The organism is Streptacidiphilus sp. MAP12-16 (assembly GCF_041262165.1).
Taxonomy (GTDB): domain Bacteria; phylum Actinomycetota; class Actinomycetes; order Streptomycetales; family Streptomycetaceae; genus Streptacidiphilus.
In genome coordinates this window covers 34,386-52,598 of sequence record NZ_JBGCBY010000009.1, presented here as the reverse complement: position 1 = coordinate 52,598, position 18,213 = coordinate 34,386, and the positions used below count along the sequence as shown (strand labels likewise).

Sequence of the window (18,213 nt, the reverse complement as noted above, 5' to 3'; positions counted from 1 at the left end):
CTCCTCCGCTCAAGCGGCTTCGAGCCGGCGGAAGCCGCTGGCGTGGAAGACCAGCGGCGGTACCGCTGCGTCGGCGTCGAGCTCGTGGACCCGAAGCAGGACGATGTCGTGGTCGCCCGCGCGGATCAGCTGCTCGATGCTGCAGTCCAGCCAGGCGGTGGCGTCCTCGACCAGTACCGCCCCGTCCGGGGTGGCCCGCCAGTCGAGCGAGGCGAAGCGGTCACCGTCCCGAGCGGCCAGCTGCCGGCAGGCGCGCTCATGGTGGGCGCCGAGCACGCTGACGCCCAGTCGGGGGCGGTCGCGCAACACCGGCCAGGTGGTCGAGCTGTGCGCGACGCAGACCGAGACCAGCGGCGGATCGAGGGACACGGGGGTGAACGAGCTTGCGGCGAGGCCGACCGGGGAACCGTCGACCAGCGCGGCGATCGCGGTCACCCCGGTCGGGAACGCGCCGAAGACGCGTCGCAGGGTGGTCGGCTGCAGCGTCTGGTCGATGGTCATGCCGTCACCCGGACCGGTTCGACACCGAGAGCGGCGGTCACCTGGGGGCGAGCTGTGGTCACCCACTTCTCCAGCTCCTCCGAGACGGTGTAGTCGGAGTCCAGCAGGAACAGCCCGCGGGTCGGGACACTGGCACCCAGCTCGACCAGGACCGGCTTGAGCAGTAGATCCGCGGCCAGCGAGTGCCGCCAGTGGCCGCCCAGCAGCAGCGGCACCGCCGTCACACCCGCGAGTGCACCCGGGCCGAGACGGTCCAGGAACAGCTTGAGCAAGCCGGTGTAGGTCGCCTTGTAGGTGGGGCTGGCCACGACGAGCAGGCTTGCGCCCTGAACGGCCTCGACGGCCTCGGCCACACGGGGGTCGTCCGGATCGAACAGCGCGGCGCCGAGGTCGGCGAGGTCCACGGCCACGTCGGGTTGACGCCCCGTCAGCGCCTCGGCGACCAGGTGGGCCGCCTCATGGGTACGGGAACGGGGTCTGGGGTTGCCGACGAGGACGACGACGCTCACGGCGATCTCCTTGGATGATGGCAGGGGCAGGTGGTGTGTACGGCGGTCGGTGACGTGCGTTCAGGCCCGTCGGGCCCATTCCTCGGCGAGGAGCCGGTAGGAGGCGACCCGGTCGGCGTGGTCGTGGGTGATGGTGGTGACGACGATCTCGTCGGCGCCGGTGGCGTCGCGCAGGGTCTCCAACTGGTCGGCGACCTGCTGCGGCGACCCGGTGAACTGGGTCTCCACACGGTCCTCGACCAGGGTCCGGTCCGCCTCGGTCCAGATGTGCGCGCGGGCCTGGTCCGGAGTGGGGAACGGGATGGCGCCGTCGCCGCTACGGATACTGCGCACCCACAGGCCGTAGCCGGTGGCGAGCTCACGCGCGGTTGCCTCGTCCTGGGCGACGACGACATCGGCGGAGACGCTGACGTACGGGCGGTGCAGCTCGGCGGACGGGGTGAACGCGGCACGGTAGCCCTCAGCGGCCTCGACCACGGTGGCCGGGCTGACGTGGTAGTTCGCGGCGAAGCGCAACCCGTTGGCCCCGGCGACCTCTGCGCTGGTCCCCCCGCTGCTGCCGAGGATCCAGACCTGCAGCTCGGCCCCCTCGCCCGGCACGACATGGGCTTCGACACCGTCGGCGGTGGTGTAGGTGCCGGCGATCAGCGCGAGGATGTCGTCGATCTGGTCGGCGTAGTCCTGGGCCTCGGCGCCGGGTTGTTGCAGCAGCTTCTTCTGCAGCGCGAATCGCGGGTGCCGGAGCAGGTGCGCGAAGGAGAACCGGGCCGGTATCCGCAGCCCGTTGGGCGTGTATCCGTCGACGACGGTCGTCGCGCCGACCAGGGCCGGTTCGCGGCTTGGCGTGGTCGGTCGGCCACCCGAGCGGCCCAGGCCCAGGTCGAACCGTCCCGGGTGCAGCGCGTCGAGCAGGCCGAACTCCTCGACGGTGGACAGGGCGGTGCGGTGGCCGAGCTGCACCGCGCCCGCGCCGAGCCGGATGGTGGAGGTCGCCGCGGCGGTGAGCGCGAGGACCACGGCGGGGGAGGTGCCCGCGACACCGGGGTTGAGGTGGTGTTCGGCGAACCAGTAGCGGGCGTAGCCGAACCGCTCGGCCTGCTGGGCCAGGTCGATGCTGTTGCGCAGCGCCTGCGGCGCGGTCGAGCCGGAGCTGATCGGTACCAGGTCCAGGACCGCGAGGGGGGTGGTGGCCATGGTCATGCTCCTTGTCGGTCTGCGGCCTGGAGGTCTGCCTGGAGGTCCGCTGCCCGGAGGTCCGCGGCCGGTCCGCCCGCGGCGGGAAGGACCGGGCCCCAGTCCCAGGGCGGGTCGGGGATCACCCGGCGCAGCACGGGGGCGATGTCGGACTGGAAGAGCTCGAGCGAGGCGCGGTGCTGAGCGGCGGTCAGGCCGCCGGGCTCGGCGTGCAGGTGCAGCACGCTGTGGCCGAACTGCTCGTGGTAGCGGTGGACCTTGTCGACGATCTGCTGCGGGCTGCCGATCAGGGCCGAGCTGCGCGCGACGAAGTCCTCCAGGGTGGCGAACACCGGCTCGATGCCGAGCCGCTTCTGGAAGGCGAGGTAGCCCTCGAACACAGGGCGGTAGTCGGCGAGCGCCTGTTGCGAGGTGGGCGCGGCGTAGAAGCCGGCTGTTCCCGCGCCGACCGCGGCCAGCTCCGGGTCGTGGCCGTAGTACTCCCAGCGCTCGCGGTAGTAGCGGATCAGCTCCGCGTAGGGCTCGATGCTGTTGGTGACGTTGGCGGAGAACAGCGGATCGCCGTAGCGGGCGGCGAGGTCGACCGACTCGCGGCTGGTGGCGCTGCCGTGCCAGACCCGGATCGGTTGCTGCAACGGGCGGGGCCAGACCTCCGCCTCGTGCAGCGCGGGGCGGAACTTGGGGGAGGCGGTGACCTTGTCGTTGCGCCAGATCCGGCGGAACAGCTCGTAGGACTCGGCGTTGCGGTCCCACTGGTCCTCGGGGGTGACCTGGAACAGCTCGCGCTGCGCGGTGCCGTTGCCTTTGCCGATGATCAGCTCCAGCCGGCCGCCGGAGAGGTGGTCCAGGGTCGCGTAGTCCTCGTAGGCGCGGACCGGGTCGAGCAGACTCAACGTCGTGACCGCGGTGAACAGCCGGATCCGTTCGGTGAGGGCGGCGATGTGGCTGAGCACGACCGGCGGGGAGGAGGAGAGGAACGGGCGCTCGTGCCGCTCGCCGACGCCGAAGCCGTCGAAGCCCAGTTCCTCGGCGAGCAGCGCGCTCTCGACGACCTGCCGGAAGCGCTCCTGGGTGGACGCCTGGACTCCGGTGACGGGGTCCGGGGCCTGCACGATCAGGGTGATGGTGATGAACTTCATGACGCCACCCGCGCCGCCACAGACCGCTCCGCGACAGCCCGCTCAGCCACAGCCCGCTCCGCCGCGGCTCGCTTGCCCGGCCGGGCCAGCCCGAGATGGTCCCGCAGGGTGGTGCCCTCGTACTCGCTGCGGAACACGCCGCGCTCCTGGAGCAGCGGGACCACGGTGTCGGCGAACTCGTCCAGGCCGCGCGGGGTGATGTGCGGGACGAGGATGAAGCCGTCGCTGGCGTCGGCCTGGACGAAGTCGTTGATGGTGGTGGCGACGGTCTCCGCGGAACCGACGAAGGTCTGCCGGCTCGTCGTCTCGATCACCAGCTCGCGGATCGAGAGCTTGCGTGCGGCGGCCTTCTCGCGCCACTCGCGGGCGGTCGCCAGCCGGTCCCCGAACATCCGCACGCTGGCCCGGCCTCGGGCGATGGTGTGCTCGCCCGGAGCGGGGTCGATCTCCGGGAGCGGCCCGTCGGGGTCGTACGCGCTGAGGTCGCGGTTCCAGAGCTGCTCCAGGAACTTGATCGCGGTCTGTCCGCTGACCTGTGCCTTCCTCACCTCGTAGGCGTGCTCGGCGGCTTCGGCGTCGGTGTCGCCGAGGACGAAGGTGGCTGCGGGGAGGATCAGCAGCTCGTCCCGGCCCCGGCCGTGGCGGGCAAGTCGGCCCTTGACGTCGGTGTAGAAGGCCTGGCCTGCCTCCAGGGTGCTGTGCCGGCTGAAGATGGCGTCGGCGGTGGAGGCGGCGAACTCGCGGCCCTCCTCCGAGTCGCCGGCCTGGAAGATGACCGGACGCCCCTGCGGGCCGGTGGGGACGTTGAACTGGCCGGAGATGTCGAAGTGCTGGTCGTGGTGCTCGAAGCGGCCCGGGTCGGGGTCGCCGAGGAAGGCCCCGGACTCCTTGTCGGCGAGGATGTCGTGGCCGTTCCAGGAGTCGAACAGCTCCTGGGCGGCGCGCAGGAACTGCTCGGCCCGGGAGTAGCGGTCCTCCTGCTTGAGGAAGCCGCCGCGGCGGAAGTTCTCGCCGGTGAAGGCGTCCCAGGAGGTGACCACGTTCCAGGCGGCCCGCCCGGCCGAGAGGTGATCCAGGGACGCGAACTGCCGTGCCACCTCGTAGGGTTCGTTGAAGGTGGAGTTGATGGTGCCGGTGAGACCGATTCGCTCGGTGACGGCGGCCAGCGCGGCGAGAACGGTGAAGGTGTCGGGACGGCCGACCACGTCCAGGTCGTAGATCTCGCCGCCCTGCTCGCGCAACCGCAGTCCCTCGGCGAGGAAGAGGAAGTCGAACTTGGCGCGCTCGGCGGTGCGCGCGAAGTGCGCGAAGGAGCTGAACTCGATATGGCTGCCTGCCTCGGGGTCGCTCCACACGGTGGTGTTGTTGACGCCGGGGAAGTGGGCAGCGAGGTGGACCTGCTTCAGGGGCTTGCTCATGGTCGGCTCTCTCTGCTCAGACGGCGGCGGCGTAGCGGTTCGCCGGACGGGGGAGTCCGAGCAGGCCGCGCAGGGTGTTCGCCTCGTAGGAGGTGCGGAAGAGTCCGCGGCGCTGGATTTCCGGGACGAGGCGGCGGGTGATCTGCTCCAGGTCGTGCGGGACGGTGGCGGGTCGCAGCCGGAAGCCGGTGAGACCCGCCTGCTGCCAGTCCTGAAGCAGGTCGGCGAGCTGCGCGGGCGTCCCGGCGAACACGTGGGCGTCGCTGCCGTACGCAGAGCCGGCGAGCTCGTCCAGGTGGTCCCGGCGATGGACGGCGGAGGCCGGGTCGTCGTCCAGGAACACCACCAGGTCGCCGAAGACGTGCAGGATCTCGTCGGCGCGGCCTGCGGCTGCCTGCTCCGCGCGGATCTCGGCGAGGACGGCGGCGGCCTGGGAGCTGTCGCGCGGGGTGACGAAACCGACGTCGGACGAGCGGGCGAGCAGGCGGTAGGGGATGGTCGCATGGGCGAGTGCGGCGACGACCGGCTGGCCCTGCGGCGGGCGCGGCGTGATGGACGGGCCCTTCACGCTGAACGTCGGGCTCTCGAAGTCGATGTAGTGCAGCTTGTGGCGGTCGACGAACCGGCCGGTCGCGGTGTCGCGGATCTCGGCGTCGTCCTCCCAGCTGTCCCACAGTCGCCGGACGACCTCGACGTAGTCGGCCGCCTCCTCGAACGACTCGGTGACCAGGGACTGGACCTCTGGCTGGTCGAAGTCCTCCAGCCGGAACGGCGGGAAGGTCCGGCGGCCGAACAGCGCCGCCTCGTACGGGCGCGCCGACACCTGCACCCGCACGCCGGCCCGGCCGGTGCTCACGTAGTCGAGGGTGGCGATCGCCTTGGAGAGGTGGAACGGCTCGGTGTGGGTGGCCACCGCGGTCGGAATCAGGCCGATGTTGCCGGTCAGCGGTGCGATCCGGGCGGCGGTCAGTACGGCGTCCAGTCGGCCGCGGACCTGGTCGGTCCGCCCGTCCGTGATGTTGTAGTCGGTGGACTGGAGGCCGAGGGAGTCCTCGATGGTCACGAAGTCCAGCAGTCCTCGTTCGGCCTCGGCCACGAGATCGGACCAGTACCGGGCTGTGAGAAGTTCGTCCGGCCGGGCGTCGGGCTGCCGCCAGGCCGCGGGGTGCCAGCCCGCGCCGTCGAGGGCGACCGCGAGGTGGAGGGCGGGGCGTGGTCGGGGCATGGGGATGTCGCTTCCTGCTCGGGAGGGTGCTCCACCGGTCTCCACCGGTAGGGCGGGCATGCCGAACGGAACCGCGTCGGGGTGTGTTGTCTGGCCCGGGGCGGAGTCGGCGGGAGGGAGGGTGCTACCAGGGACGCGCAGTCCGCCTGGGGCGGTGCACGGCGGCGCGGCGTCGGACGCCAGCGGCCGCGGACGCCAACGGCCGGGGTCCTATCGCTCCCGGGCTGTGCGGCTCAGGCTGTGCGGCTCAGGCCGTCGGACAGAGGGCGCTGGCGATGCGCTGGAGATCGATGTGTCGCCGTGAGTACGTGCCTGTGGCCTGACGCACTGCTGTCCACCTCCGCCTTCGAAGTCGCGCTTACAGGACGGCACCGTCCTGTCGGGTCGTCACCTGGAGCACCCCGCCGCGTTGGAGGGTTGCTGGTCAGCAAGCCAGGGCTTGTCGCTGACGCTCATTACCTGCTCACACCGTAACTTCGAATGGACGTCGAGCACAATCCCCATAGATCAACTGGAGATCGACCGGCGGTCAACCGGTGGCTGATTCCATCGCCTCGGCGGCGACCTGAATCCCTACTGGATCGATAGGTATTGCCCAGTCGTGGTTGAACGGTTAACGTGATCCCTGGTGATGAGCGTCAGCGACAAGCCCTGGCTTGCTGACCGGCAACCCTCGTCCGCGGTGGGGTGCTCCAGGTGACGACCCGACAGGACGGTGCCGTCCTGTAAGCGCGAGGCCCCGAGGGCCCGACGACTGTGAGGTGAACCATATGCAGGTACGAGGCGTCGGCGACAGCGACGGCAGCACGCCGCACCCGCACGGCTCCTTCCAGCTGCGGATCGCCCGGTGCCACCAGGACCTGCTCCCCGTGAGCAACGCGCTGTGTCCGAGGACATGTCCGGTCTGTTGACCTCACCCGCGCCCTCCGGCGCCGAGGACTGATCCGTCCACGCCGTCACCCCCTCGCCTCGACATCGACCTGCGCAACGCCGTCGCCAAGGTGCTCGGCGTCACCTGGGACGTGCAGTACGGCGCCTTCCCCACCGTCATCCGCGGTGTGCTGAACGGCAAGTACGACGTGGGGCAGGCCAACTTCGGTGCCACCAAGGCCCGCGAGCGGGTCGTCGACTTCGCCACGTACCTCAGCGACGGCCAGTCGTTCCTGGGCGCGAAGGACATAAAGATCGACAAGGCCACCACCCTCACCGACCTGTGCGGCTACAACGTGGCCACCAGCTCCGGATCCACCTTCCAGCAGATCCTCACCAACGGCGCGTCCGCGTGCGCCGCGGCCGGCAAGAGCCCCTACCAGGTGCAGTACTTCAGCGACACCGCACCGATCTTCCTCGGGCTGGCCAACGGCAAGGTGGACATCTACTTCGGCCCCACCCTGAGCCTGAAGTACACAGCCGCGCGCATCCCCGGGACCAAGTACCTCGGCCAGATCAGCACCAGACCCGTGGGCCTCGTCCGCCACATCAGGGTGTGACGAAGTAGTAGCCCTGGTCCAGCAGCCACGGGATTGCGATGCGCAGGGCGGCCACAGTCTCGGAGCGGTCCCCGCCGCCATCATGTTCGAGGATGATCGATCCACCGTGAGTGTGCTGTTCGATCTCCCGCACGATGTGGGCGGTGCCCGGCCTGGACCAGTCGCGGGGGTCCACCGACCAGTCCACCGGGCGTAGCCCCAGTTGACGGCATGCGGCGAAGGTCTCCGCAGTCCAGACCCCGTAGGGGGCGCGGAAGATGCCGGGCGCAGTGCCCGTTATTCGGAGGATCTCGGCACTGGTGCGCTCGATTTCGCTGAGCAGCACCCCTGGCGAGACCCGCGCCAGATCGGGATGCGTCCAGGTGTGGTTCGCTATCAGATGTCCCTCGGCAGCGACTCGGCGCACCAGCGTCGGGTAGGCCTGCATCTGCTCGCCGACCTGGCAGAAGGTCGCGGTGATTCCGTGCCTGCCGAGGATCCCCAGGACCTGCGGGGTCCACTCGGGGTGAGGTCCGTCGTCGATGGTCAGCGCGATCGCGCGCGGGCCCTGGTGGACGTAGAACTGGGGCTTCTCCGGATCCGCGGCCCGCCGCCGCGGCCGCGGTTTCGCCTCGGCGGCGGCCGGGGTGGCGTTCGCGAGGGCACTGACCACGAGGAGGCCGCCGAGCGAGAACAGGGCCCTGCGGGAAACGAGCGATCCCTCCGTTGAAGTCAAGACCCCTCCTGTTGGTTGAACGATGCCTCGGCCGAGGGAACGGCTGCGCCGGGCCGGCCGGGCCGCCGTCCAGCATTCGCATCCGTCCCGAAGCTCCCTGAGCCTCGTCGTGCGCAGCATGGCCAGCGAGACGATCACATCCCCGAAGGCCGCCACAGCCAAACCACATGAGGCCAATCGGGCGGTGCAGTAGTGCGGTCGCGTCTCCCTGGACGCTCTCCGGCGCGCCGGACGGCTTGGCCGAGAGAGGACCGCCTTTTTTGAGCTGAGGACTCCTCAGCCAGCCTGGCGCCGCCGTGGCTGCGGTCGTGACCTGGAGACCCGGCGATCTCGCAGGGGCTGCTCGGGATCGCGGCCCGCACTGAACTCGCGGCCGAGCAGCGCGCCGCCGAACACGACCACCCCGGCCCCGATCATCCACGACTGCACCAGCAGCACCGTGCCGATTGCTCCGTAGGTGAGGGCGTCGCTGGCCAGCAGCGGGGCGAGGACCAGCGATGAGACGACTCGCAGGCCGACCAGGCCGAGCGCCGTGAAGAACGCTCCGGGGAACAGTTGGCGCCAGGAGACGCGCCCTGCCAGGAGCAGGTGCTGTCCCCACCAGAAGAGGACGGTTCCGGTCGCGTAGGTCAGGAGTCCGCGGAACGTACCCTCCGCCCATCCGTGCTGGAGCAGCGAACCGCTGTGCACGTCCACGAAGAGGCATGCGGTGAGGGCAGCCAGCCAGGTCAGCTGGCGCCACACGGCGTGCCATCGTCCGGGCGGCAGGTCCCAGATGCGCTCGTAGCCGGTCTGGATGCAGGAGGAGAAGGATATTCCGAAGACCACACCGGCCACGACGCTGAAGACGCTTGTGGTGCCCAGCACGCGCTGGGGCGCTGAGAACAGGTTCCGTACCGTCGTCGCGGGCGTCCCGGTCACGCCGAGCCCGTCCACGAGCCACCCTGCGAACCCCTCGCCGCGGACCGGGTAAGCCGCCGCCACGACGATCAGCAGCGGCACCAGCGTGACCAGGCCGAGGGCGGCGAAACCGAGCGCCCGGTGCATCAACTCGACGTCCCGTGCCCGCCCGCCGAACCGGTAGACCCAGGACCGCCGCCAGGCGCGTCGCACGCGGCGACCCCAGGGCGGTCTCCGGGGACCCATGGGGGTCACCGGGGCGGTCACGCCGGACATGGCTCCTCACTTCCCGGGTGAGTGCGGGTTCGGTGGTCGCCGTCCTTTCCTGGCCCGGAAGCCGCCGACTTGAGGCCGACCCGCGCATACCCCGCTCCGACGCTCGCACCGGAGAGGGTTTCGGGTCGCCGGTGGCACGGGAGGCGAAAACGCGAAGCCGATGCGGCTCCACACCAAGGCTACGGCGACGCCCCTCGTCCGGCGCGGCGCGTCTCAACCTGCCCGGCTTCTGTTCGACAGGGAGGACCACCCACGGAGCAGGCATGGTCACCCAGAAGGGGCACGCACGATGGGGCACGGTGGAAACGTCAGTGCCGAGTTGATCGCCGACCACGGTGGGGTGGAAGACGTCTTCGGTCAGTTCTCGAAGCTGCCCCCGCGCGACCAGGACCGCAGCGCGCTGGTCGACCCGGTCACCGTCGCGTTTGTGCAGCACTCCGTCGTCGCGGAGATGAGCCCAGCGCTGAGTGCATCACCGAGCCGCCTTCCGGCGACCCACCGCAGCAGCCGCACCCCAAGCCTGGTCCGGTGCCGGCGCGGCGCACAGCGGTGCGGGGGACGCGACGTCGACGGCCCCCGGCCAGGCACGATCCGCGACCGGCCGGGTGGAAGTGGTTCGCGGCGCGGTTTAGGGGAGCAGCTTCTCGATGGCGGCGCGGCCTTCCGCGGCCAGCTTGCGCTCCGCCCAGGCGAGATGCTCGGGGGTCAGGTCGCGCCCCGAGGCAAGAACCAGATCCTCGGCGGTGACATCGTCGCTGGAGCCGACGTGCAGGAGCGCGTCGGGCGTAATGCCCTCGGACAGAGGGTTCGAATCGGGCTGCTCGGTCATGCCGCCTCCTCGTTTGTCCAGCAACTCACCATCCTGGATCTTGGGCCCGGGTGGGCGCAAGGTGTACGTCTCAGATGGCGGAGCGCGCCTACCGCGGTCGCCGCCGGATGCACTCCGGGAAGCCGAGCCCCGCCAGCGCCATCGGCTCCCATGGGCCACGACCCGAGCTACGGCCGGCCCCGGCCTCGGAGCAGAATCTCGCGAGTCAACTGCGGGCCGGGTTGTGGGCGGTGACGTTGGCGGTCAGGCGGCGGAGGGTGGCGCGGGTGCGCTCGACCTCCTCGGGCTCCAGGCCGATGCCGTCGCCGATCGCGCCGGGAAGGGCACGGACGCGCTCGCGCATGGCGGCGCCTTCGTCGGTGAGTGTGATCCGCACCGCACGCTCGTCGTCGCGGCGGCGCTCCCGGCGCAGCAGGCCGTTCGCCTCCAGGCGCTTGAGCAGCGGGGTCAGAGTGCCGTAGTCGAGCTGGAGAGCGATGCCGAGTTCCTTGACCGAGGTCTCGCCGCGCTCCCAGAGCACCAGCAAGGCGAGGTACTGCGGATACGTCAGCCCGAGAGCGTCCAGCAGTGGCCGGTACAGCCCGGTGACCGCACGAGAAGCGGCGTAGAGGGCGAAGCAGAGCTGGTCTTCGAGGAGCAGGGAGAAGCCCGGATCCGGCTGCTGGTCGAGGTCGAGGCTGGTCATCGTCAGAGCATATCTGGGAGCGTGCACAATGTCCATGTACACGATTTGCTTGTGCACGAGGTAATCGTTGGCTAGGTTTGCTGGCGTCGAGCGGAACCTCCTGCCTCACGCTCTCGAGAGGCACACCTGGAGGGTCTGCGCGGAGAATTGCACCGTCTGAACCGGAGTCCAGGTCAGGACCCTTCCCGCCTTTTCGCCCGGCAGCCGCGCCCGTCGACCGGGCCGGACCGGTCCCGCAAAGCCGGGCTGTCAATCACTCTCCTCAAGAAAGTCGGTACCAGACATGTCCTTCGTCACCGTCGGCCAGGAGAACTCGTCGTCGATCGACATCTACTACGAGGACCACGGCAGCGGCCAGCCCGTCGTCCTGATCCACGGCTACCCCCTCAACGGCCACTCCTGGGAGAAGCAGGAGCGCGTCCTGCTGGAGGCCGGCTACCGGGTGATCACCTACGACCGCCGCGGGTTCGGCCAGTCCAGCCAGCCCACCATCGGCTACGACTACGACACCTTCGCGGCCGACCTCAACACGCTGCTGGAGCATCTGGAGCTCACCGACGTCGTCCTGGTCGGCTTCTCCATGGGCACCGGCGAGGTCACCCGCTACCTCGGCAGCTACGGATCCGCCCGGGTGAGCAAGGCTGTCCTGATGGGCGCCATCCCGCCGTTCCTGCTCAAGACCGAGGACAACCCCGAGGGCGTGGACAGGTCGGTCTTCGAGGGCATCAAGGCCGCCGTGGTCGCCGACCGGCCGGCCTACTTCAAGGACTTCCTCGACAACTTCTACAACGTCGACACCTTCGCGGGGAGCCGCATCAGCGACCAGGCCTGGAACAACAGCTTCAACGTCGCCGTCGCCGCCTCCGCCCACGCCGCATACGCCTGCGTGGACTCCTGGTTGACCGACTTCCGGGCCGACCTGCCCAAGATCGACGTCCCCACCCTGCTCATCCACGGGAACGCCGACCGGATCCTGCCCTACGAGGTCACCGCCAAGCGCCTGCCCGCCCTGATCAAGGACCTCACCTTCGTCACCGTGGAAGGCGGCCCGCACAACATCGCCTGGACCCACCCCGAGATCGTCAACCCCGCGCTGCTGGACTTCCTCGCCGGCTGACCCGAATCCACCGCCTGCCGCCGTGCCGACGCGAAAGCCCGGTACGGCGGCAGGAGTGTCCGACCAACGACTCGCGCAGGTGCGTCGGCGGTCAGACCGTGGTCCTTGCGTTGGCGAGCATGTCGAGCGAGACCTGCCACAGGCGGGCCGCCTTCTGCCGGTCGAGGGCGTAGCCGATCACGCCGCGGCGGACACCCGGCTGATGCGGGGCCGCCTCGTTGCAGTCCTCGAAGTACCGGCCGGTGACGCCGTCGACCAGCGGGGAGGCCGCGAGCAGCACGGACGTGGCGGCGCCCTGCTTGGTGTTCTTCACCGACACGCCGGTGCTGTGGCCGGGCTCGAAGGACGCCGGAGCACTGGCGACCGGATCGCCGATGTGCCGGGAGAGCTTGGTGTCGGCGATCCGGCCGGGGTTGAGGGCATTGACGCTGATGCCGTCCTCCGCCCAGCGCTCGGCGGCCTCGACCGCGAACAGGATGTTGGCCGTCTTGGACTGGCTGTAGGCGACCCAGGGGTCGTATGGGTGGTGCTCGAAGTTGATGTCCTCGAAGAGGACCTCGCCGTTGAGGTGGCCGACCGAACTGACGACCACGACGCGGGCGTCGCCGGCCGCCCTGAGCGCCTGGCGCAGGCCGGTGGTGAGCGCGAAGTGGCCGAGGTGGTTGGTGGCGAACTGCAGCTCCCACCCCTCGGCGGTGCGTGTCTCCGGGGTGGCCATGACGCCGGCGTTGTCGACCAGGATGTGCAGCGGGCCCTCCCAGGCTGTCACGAAGGCCGCGATCGACGCCTGGTCGGAGAGATCGAGTGGTGCGACCAGGATGTGGGCATTACCGGTGGTGTCGGTGATGTCGGCGGCGGTCTTCGCGCCCGCGGCCGTGTCACGGACCGCGAGAGTGACCTCGGCCCCTGCCGCGGCCAGGGCGCGCGCGGTCTCCACGCCGATGCCGGAGGAGGCACCGGTGACCACGGCGCGACGGCCGGTCAGGTCAACGCCCACCACCACCTCCGCCGCGGTGGTCTGTGCCCCGAACGGCGTCGTGATGCGTCCGTGCTCGGTCATGGGATCAGCCTTTCTGTGCAGCCCCGCCGCACACGGCGGGGAGCGGTTCGTCCGTCCATTCCAGACAAGCACCCGAAGCCGCTGTTCAGCGCGACACAAGGGGCACGGTCCGACCGGGGGTCCGGCAGTACCTGTCTACGGCCGAAGCCGAAGCGGTGCGCGTCGTAGCGTGGAGGCATGGACGTCCATCTGCCGACAGCGAGCCACCAGGCGACCGAACTGGGAGAGTTCCTGCGCACCCGCAGAGCGAGGATCTCCCACGAGCAGGCCGGTCTGACGCCCTCGCCCACGGTCCGCAGGGTTCCGGGGCTGCGCCGCGAGGAGGTCGCGCAGCTCGCCGGGGTCAGCGTCGACTACTACGTACGGCTGGAGCGCGGCCGCAACGTCAACGTCTCCGAAGCGGTCCTCGACGCCGTCGCCCGAGCGCTGCGGCTGACCGGCGACGAGCGCAGCCACCTGTTCGCCGTGGCCAGGCCCGCCCGGACCCGTCCCCGCGCCCTGCCGCCCCAGCGCGTACGCCCGGGCCTGTACCGGATCCTGGAGACGATGAGCGAGGTGCCGGCCCTGGTCGTCGGACGCCGCACCGACGTCCTGGCGACCAACCGACTGGCGCGCGCCCTCTACACCGACTTCGACGTCCTGCCCCGGCGTGAGCGGAACATGGCCCGCTTCATATTTCTCGACGAAGCCGCCCGCAGCCTCTACGACGACTGGGAGGGCATCGCCCGCACCACCGTCGCCGCCCTGCACCTCGACGCCGGCCAGCATCCCCGCGACCCCCAGCTCGCCGAACTCGTGGGTGAACTCTCGCTGCGCGACCCGGACTTCCGCATCTGGTGGGCCGACCACGACGTCAAGCGCCGCACGTACGGCACCAAGACGTTCCACCATCCGGTGGTCGGGGACCTCACCCTCGACTACGAAGCTCTGGCCGTCACCGGCGACCCCGACCAGACTCTGGGCATCTACACCGCCGAACCCGGCTCTGCCTCTGAACAGGCCCTGCGTCTGCTGGCCAGCTGGACCGACGACTCTGTCCTCCGGGATGCGGAGCGGCCACGCTGAACGGCAGCCGCACCTGCGCTGACCTGTTCAGCGGGGTGCGGCCGACAGGCGCGGATCTGTGATTCCGCCTGGGCAGGCGAAACGGGCGGCGTTCCAACCGGCCTGGCGAGCGCCGGCCTGGTAGGCGCTCTCGTAGAAGTCGAGAACGGCTGCTCGCGGATCGGTCTCGGCGCGGGCGTCGTCGTAGCGCAGCAGCGCCAGATGGCCCTGCCTGTACGCGACCCACCGCGCGGACGCGGGCTTGAGTGGTTCCTCGATCAGCTGAGCAGGCTCTGGGGCCGTGTAGGAGTAGAAGGCCGGTTCGGCGAAGGCGGCGTCCCCGAACCAGAAGCCGAAGCTGATCACCTCCCGGGAGTACGCCTCCCGGGTGACCGAGTCCGCTTCCGGCGGCGGGTCGACGTGACGTTCGGAGAACCGGGTGTGGGCGATGTCCATCGTGTGCCAGAAATGGTGTACGGGGCTGGATTTGCCCGAGAAGCGCGCCTTGAACTCCTCCAGCACCAGCGCCACTTGGCTGAGTACCTGCCAGTAGCGGTTGGCCAGGACCGGATCGTAGCCGGCATGTTCGAAGTCCTCAGCGAAGGGCCGGGCGGCGTCGGGCAGGTCGAACGGCCTGGGAAGGCCGATCTCCACCTGGAGGCCCAGCGCGGCCGTCGCGTCCAGGGTGTTGCGGTAGAACGACGCCACGGACTGGCCGAAGAGCGGGAAGGACACAGCCCGTCCGTCCGAGGTCGCCACAACCAGTTGGTGGTCGACGAAGTCGAAGTCGATGGTGAAGATCGGATTGCCGTCGATCTGACCCATCGGACGCGTGGTTATCCCGCGTCCGGTGAGATGGAACGGGACGTTCCACCAGTGGTTGCTCCGAGGACTCGACGCGAGTCGGATCTTGCCCACGACCTGCACGAACCGGTGCAGCGTCTCTTTGGTGTCCTGCCACTCGGCGAGCGGCATAGATGGAAACAGCTCCATCGCCAATCCCTTCGCCTGTGCGCCGTACTTCCGTGTCGTACGTCCATCATGGCCGTGGCGGACAGGTACGGCATCTGTCCGGCTCGTGCGGCGTAGCCGATCAGGGGCCCCACCGATGGATCAGCCGCCGGGGACCTGGTCGGTGCGGGCCGCGGCGCGTTCGGCGGTCCAGGCGGACACCTCCTCGCGCTCGTACCGCTGCGCGCTGGCCTGGGCCGCAGCTTGGGCCGCGTTGCGCCGAGCGCGGCTCTGCCCCCCGTGCGGGTCGACCGCGAGCAGCCCGCGGGCGACGTGACCGCCGACGGCACGCAGCAACTGCTCCAGCGATCCGATAGGAGGCATCCAAGGGTCCTTGCGATAGCGAAGGCGCCCACCCGGTGGGCCCGGAGACTGCCTCGCACACTAGGAGCCCGGGGGAGCCAATGCGAGCACCGCCGTCGCGACCCGTCGGTGACGCCGCGCCAGTCACCGGTTCGGCCCCCTGATCCGGCGTGCCGCCACCTTGCTGCCACGTCCGCCTCGCGGCACTGGGGCAGGCCGCATAACGTCTTCAGGAAGGACGGGAGTCGTGCGATGTACGAGATGCGCGCTGAACAAGATCCGGCCAGTGACGAGTCCGTCCTGGTGTGGCACATCGTGAGCAAGGAAACGCCGACGACTCTGTGCGGCCGGGCCCAGCTGCTGTTGCTGGTCGCCGCCGACGAAGGCGATCAAGGCGGGCAGCGTTTCTGTCCGCCTTGCCTGACGGCTTTCGAACAGGTGATGACGGCGGCCCGCTGAGTACGTGTCCGCTCAGCGAGTGCTCGTCGGACGGACACTCGCTTGATCAGTCGGGCGCCGTGCTGTCCAGCCGGTCCGCTCGTTGCACAGTGCATGAACGCCCGATACCCGCATAAGCCGTACATCGACGCCGTGTTGTCTGCCGTCAGCGACCTCGCCGCCCCGGGGGGCTCGCTGGACTTCACGTACGAAGGCGGCCAGGCCGTCATGGAGGCCGTGATCCCGCTGGCCGACGAAGTCATCGAGCCGGACACCGGCGCGGCGTCGCACACGGTGCTCCGCTGGCGCCAGAACGAAGGCTGGCGCTACGCCGTGCGCTGGTCCGACGACGACGGGGCCGACGAACCAGAACAGTTGATCACCGCCAAGGTGCCCGCCCCGGAGTCGCTCGCCCTGGCCGCGCGGCGCGCCAGTACCCACTCCGGACCACTTCCGCTGGAAGCCGAGGAGACTCCGACCTCGGCCGGGCCGCTGCCCGCGCCACTCTCTGCAGCCGTCGAGGCAGGCCACCTCACCGCGGTCATGGCCGCCCAGCTGGCCCGCTACCCGGCGGTCGTCCTGCTGCAGGCACCCGGCTGACCGGGCCGCGCCGTCAGGTTGCCACCCCGACGCGGTGCTCACGCCAGTGCCGTGGCCGAGTGCCCTACATCTCGTCGGCGCGGTTGAGCAGTACCCGGCGCTCGGACTCGCTGTGGGTCCGCTCGGCTGCCTGCCGGAAGAGGGCGGCGGCGCGCTCGCGGTCGCCGTCGCGGGCGGTGAGGTCCGCCTCGGCGGCGATGGCCAGCGGGTAGTCGTCGAGCGCGCCACCCGTGCGGGCCTGTGCGAGCAGCGCGAGTCCGGCCGAGGGCCCGTACGCGTACCCGTGCGCGACGGAGCGGTTCAGCTCGATCACCGGGCTCGGCTGGAGTCGGACGAGTTGGTCGTAGCAGTCGGCGATCCGGCGCCAGTCGGTGTCCTCCATGGACTTCGCGGTGGCGTGGCAGGCGGCGATCTGCGCTTGCAGCGCGTAGGGCCCGAGCTGACGGAGGCCGGACAGGATGCCCACGGCCTCGCCGATCGCCGCGTGATCCCAGCGGGACCGATCCTGTTTGTCCAGGCTGACCAGGAGTCCTCCGGCGTCCCGGCGCGCCTCGCGCCGGGAATGCTGCAGGAGGAAGAGGGCGAGCAGCGCCGACGCCTCGGGTTGGCCGGGCATCAGCCGTGCCAGCAGCCGGGTCAGCCGGATCGCCTCCTCGGCGAACGCCGGCTCTCCGTCAGGGTTGTAGCCGTGGGTGAACAGCAGGTAGAGAACGGCCAGCACGCCCGGCAGCCGCTCGGTGAGGGCCGCACCGCTGGGCACCCGGTAGGGGATGCGGGCCTGGGCGATCTTCGTCTTCGCCCGGGTCAGCCGGCGGGTCATCGTCGACTCGCCGACCAGGAACACCAGCGCGATGGCCGCGGTCGGGACCGCGCAGATCGTGCGCAGCGTTAGCCCCACCTGGGCCTCCAGAGCCAGTGCGGGGTGGCAGCAGGTGAAGATCAGTCGCAGCCGGTCGTCCACGACCTCCTCCTGCGCTGGCTCCTCGGTGGCGGCGGTCAGCGCCAGCACCGCCAGCTCGCGCAGCTTGCGCCGTTCGACCGAAGCCCGCCGCAGAAAGTCCAGGGCGCGGTTGCGGGCCACCGTCATCAGCCAGCCCCCCGGATTCGCCGGTACGCCATCGCCTGGCCAGCGCGCGAGCGCCAGGGCCAGGGCCTCCTGCGCGCAGTCCTCGGCCAGCGTCCAGTCACCCGTGACGCGGATCAGTGCCGCGACGATACGCGGGTACGCGTCGGCAGCCGTGGCCGCGGCGAGCTGCGCCGCCGCGGCACGTGCGGCGTCGCTCACTGTTCGAAGTCGGCCAACGGGCGGATCTCGATGCGGCCGCGACGGGCCATCGGGTGCGCCCGGGCGACCTCGATCGCCTCATCCAGGTCTTCGCACTCGAGCAGGTCGAAGCCCACAATCACCTCCTTGGTCTCCGCGAACGGGCCGTCCGAGACCAGCAGTTGACTGTTACGCACCCGAACCGTCGTGGCCGTCGACTTCGGCGCGAGCACCATCCCCTGGAGCCGTCGACCGGCGGCATCGTTCTCCGCCACCCACACGTCGATGTCGGGTTCGTTCTCCGGGTCCGTGTCCGGCTCGGTGTCGGTGCAGACGAACATCATGTACTTCATCGCTACAGTCTCCCTTTCCTCGATGCACCCTACTGACGATCGGAGGACACCGATCCGGACAGCCGCAGGGAAGTAAATGTGCACCAGCCGCGGGCAACGGTGTCGTCGGGACGACGCAGCCTGGGTTGATGGCTGCCGCCAA

At 70.2% G+C, this 18,213-nt stretch carries 21 protein-coding genes and 2 riboswitches; of the genes, 5 read left to right on the top strand and 16 right to left on the bottom strand.

The window, feature by feature from the left end; genetic code table 11:
• Positions 1-9: 9 nt before the first annotated feature.
• The 7 genes from ABIA33_RS13900 to ABIA33_RS13870 all read right to left on the bottom strand — a co-directional run bounded on the left by ABIA33_RS13900 (position 10) and on the right by ABIA33_RS13870 (position 6,314).
• Entirely contained in the window at positions 10-501 is a 492-nt protein-coding gene (locus ABIA33_RS13900) for a flavin reductase family protein (RefSeq protein ID WP_370081076.1), read from the bottom strand.
• Positions 498-1,010 (bottom strand): NADPH-dependent FMN reductase, encoded by a 513-nt coding sequence (locus tag ABIA33_RS13895; RefSeq protein ID WP_370081074.1) that lies wholly within the window; start codon positions 1,008-1,010, stop codon positions 498-500. Before ABIA33_RS13895 ends, ABIA33_RS13900 begins: the two co-directional genes overlap by 4 nt.
• A 60-nt stretch (positions 1,011-1,070) precedes the next feature.
• A complete protein-coding gene (locus tag ABIA33_RS13890) occupies positions 1,071-2,204 on the bottom strand; it encodes an LLM class flavin-dependent oxidoreductase (RefSeq protein ID WP_370081072.1) in 1,134 nt (377 codons plus the stop codon).
• Between the two features lie 2 nt (positions 2,205-2,206).
• A complete protein-coding gene (locus ABIA33_RS13885) occupies positions 2,207-3,343 on the bottom strand; it encodes an LLM class flavin-dependent oxidoreductase (protein WP_370081070.1) in 1,137 nt (378 codons plus the stop codon).
• Entirely contained in the window at positions 3,340-4,761 is a 1,422-nt protein-coding gene (locus ABIA33_RS13880; RefSeq protein ID WP_370081068.1) for an NtaA/DmoA family FMN-dependent monooxygenase, read from the bottom strand. Before ABIA33_RS13880 ends, ABIA33_RS13885 begins: the two co-directional genes overlap by 4 nt.
• 16 nt (positions 4,762-4,777) lie before the next feature.
• Entirely contained in the window at positions 4,778-5,986 is a 1,209-nt protein-coding gene (locus ABIA33_RS13875; protein ID WP_370081066.1) for an LLM class flavin-dependent oxidoreductase, read from the bottom strand.
• A 247-nt stretch (positions 5,987-6,233) separates the two neighbouring features.
• Positions 6,234-6,314, bottom strand: coding sequence for a putative leader peptide (locus ABIA33_RS13870; protein ID WP_370081594.1), 81 nt, complete (start codon positions 6,312-6,314; stop codon positions 6,234-6,236).
• A 21-nt stretch (positions 6,315-6,335) separates the two neighbouring features.
• Positions 6,336-6,446, bottom strand: a riboswitch (SAM riboswitch).
• A gap of 167 nt (positions 6,447-6,613) precedes the next feature.
• A riboswitch (SAM riboswitch) is annotated at positions 6,614-6,724 on the top strand.
• A 236-nt stretch (positions 6,725-6,960) separates the two neighbouring features.
• On the opposite strand from ABIA33_RS13870, the gene ABIA33_RS13865 reads away from it, so the two are divergent.
• Positions 6,961-7,476, top strand: a complete 516-nt coding sequence (locus ABIA33_RS13865) for a transporter substrate-binding domain-containing protein (RefSeq protein WP_370081592.1) — start codon at positions 6,961-6,963, stop codon at positions 7,474-7,476.
• Here the strand turns inward: ABIA33_RS13865 and ABIA33_RS13860 are convergent.
• The 4 genes from ABIA33_RS13860 to ABIA33_RS13845 form a co-directional block, all read right to left on the bottom strand.
• Positions 7,466-8,191: a polysaccharide deacetylase family protein gene (locus ABIA33_RS13860; protein WP_370081064.1), complete on the bottom strand. Its 726-nt coding sequence runs from the start codon at positions 8,189-8,191 to the stop codon at positions 7,466-7,468. The genes ABIA33_RS13865 and ABIA33_RS13860 overlap by 11 nt on opposite strands.
• Positions 8,192-8,467: 276 nt before the next feature.
• Positions 8,468-9,367: a YhjD/YihY/BrkB family envelope integrity protein gene (locus ABIA33_RS13855; RefSeq protein ID WP_370081062.1), complete on the bottom strand. Its 900-nt coding sequence runs from the start codon at positions 9,365-9,367 to the stop codon at positions 8,468-8,470.
• A gap of 628 nt (positions 9,368-9,995) precedes the next feature.
• A complete protein-coding gene (locus ABIA33_RS13850) occupies positions 9,996-10,196 on the bottom strand; it encodes a hypothetical protein (protein ID WP_370081060.1) in 201 nt (66 codons plus the stop codon).
• A gap of 205 nt (positions 10,197-10,401) precedes the next feature.
• Positions 10,402-10,881 (bottom strand): MarR family winged helix-turn-helix transcriptional regulator, encoded by a 480-nt coding sequence (locus ABIA33_RS13845; protein WP_370081058.1) that lies wholly within the window; start codon positions 10,879-10,881, stop codon positions 10,402-10,404.
• A gap of 283 nt (positions 10,882-11,164) precedes the next feature.
• Here ABIA33_RS13845 and ABIA33_RS13840 point away from each other — a divergent pair, with 283 nt between their 5' ends.
• Positions 11,165-11,998: an alpha/beta fold hydrolase gene (locus ABIA33_RS13840; protein WP_370081056.1), complete on the top strand. Its 834-nt coding sequence runs from the start codon at positions 11,165-11,167 to the stop codon at positions 11,996-11,998.
• A gap of 91 nt (positions 11,999-12,089) precedes the next feature.
• Here the strand turns inward: ABIA33_RS13840 and ABIA33_RS13835 are convergent, their stop codons facing one another.
• Entirely contained in the window at positions 12,090-13,058 is a 969-nt protein-coding gene (locus ABIA33_RS13835; RefSeq protein WP_370081054.1) for an SDR family NAD(P)-dependent oxidoreductase, read from the bottom strand.
• A gap of 177 nt (positions 13,059-13,235) precedes the next feature.
• On the opposite strand from ABIA33_RS13835, the gene ABIA33_RS13830 reads away from it, so the two are divergent.
• The gene (locus ABIA33_RS13830) at positions 13,236-14,123 is read left to right on the top strand and encodes a helix-turn-helix transcriptional regulator (RefSeq protein WP_370081052.1); all 888 of its coding nucleotides are present in this window, start codon (positions 13,236-13,238) and stop codon (positions 14,121-14,123) included.
• A 27-nt stretch (positions 14,124-14,150) separates the two neighbouring features.
• Here the strand turns inward: ABIA33_RS13830 and ABIA33_RS13825 are convergent, their stop codons facing one another.
• A complete protein-coding gene (locus tag ABIA33_RS13825) occupies positions 14,151-15,095 on the bottom strand; it encodes a DUF5996 family protein (RefSeq protein WP_370081050.1) in 945 nt (314 codons plus the stop codon).
• A 120-nt stretch (positions 15,096-15,215) separates the two neighbouring features.
• Entirely contained in the window at positions 15,216-15,437 is a 222-nt protein-coding gene (locus ABIA33_RS13820) for a hypothetical protein (RefSeq protein WP_370081048.1), read from the bottom strand.
• A 231-nt stretch (positions 15,438-15,668) separates the two neighbouring features.
• Here ABIA33_RS13820 and ABIA33_RS13815 point away from each other — a divergent pair, with 231 nt between their 5' ends.
• Both ABIA33_RS13815 and ABIA33_RS13810 read left to right on the top strand, forming a co-directional pair.
• A complete protein-coding gene (locus ABIA33_RS13815) occupies positions 15,669-15,875 on the top strand; it encodes a hypothetical protein (RefSeq protein ID WP_370081046.1) in 207 nt (68 codons plus the stop codon).
• 93 nt (positions 15,876-15,968) lie between these two features.
• Complete coding sequence (locus ABIA33_RS13810) at positions 15,969-16,454, top strand: hypothetical protein (RefSeq protein WP_370081044.1); 486 nt, start codon at positions 15,969-15,971, stop codon at positions 16,452-16,454.
• A gap of 64 nt (positions 16,455-16,518) precedes the next feature.
• Here ABIA33_RS13810 and ABIA33_RS13805 read toward each other — a convergent pair whose 3' ends face one another.
• Positions 16,519-17,739 carry an RNA polymerase sigma factor gene (locus tag ABIA33_RS13805; RefSeq protein WP_370081042.1) on the bottom strand — a complete coding sequence of 407 codons (1,221 nt, stop codon included), beginning with the start codon at positions 17,737-17,739 and terminating at the stop codon, positions 16,519-16,521.
• Entirely contained in the window at positions 17,736-18,071 is a 336-nt protein-coding gene (locus ABIA33_RS13800; RefSeq protein ID WP_370081040.1) for a YciI family protein, read from the bottom strand. The genes ABIA33_RS13805 and ABIA33_RS13800 overlap by 4 nt, the downstream gene beginning before the upstream one ends.
• Positions 18,072-18,213 lie beyond the last annotated feature (142 nt).